1 protein-coding gene is annotated in these 256 nt (G+C 65.2%); it reads left to right on the top strand.

Features of this window, described 5'->3' with window-relative positions:
• Positions 1-46: 46 nt before the first annotated feature.
• On the top strand, positions 47-256 hold a 210-nt coding region (locus ACZYTC_RS34460), incomplete at its 3' end, for a hypothetical protein (RefSeq protein ID WP_488991782.1).

Consider the following 256-nt stretch of genomic DNA (forward strand, 5'->3'; position numbering starts at 1 on the left):
GTGATTCGAGTGCAACGGTGACATGGTAGCCGGCCGGACAGATCGGGTGATCACCCCGACGACGCGAAGCTCCACCCAGATCATGGAGTGCCACGATTGCGGGCTGCTGCATGACGTGCCGCCGCTCCGGGACGGCATGCGCGCGCGCTGCTCGCGCTGCGGCGCCACGATGGAGCATTATCGCGCCATCTCGCTGAGTCACGCCTACGCCTATAGCTGGGCCGGTGCCATCTGCTTCGCCATGGCCAATTTCCTG

This window comes from Labrys sp. F242, from assembly GCF_057813875.1.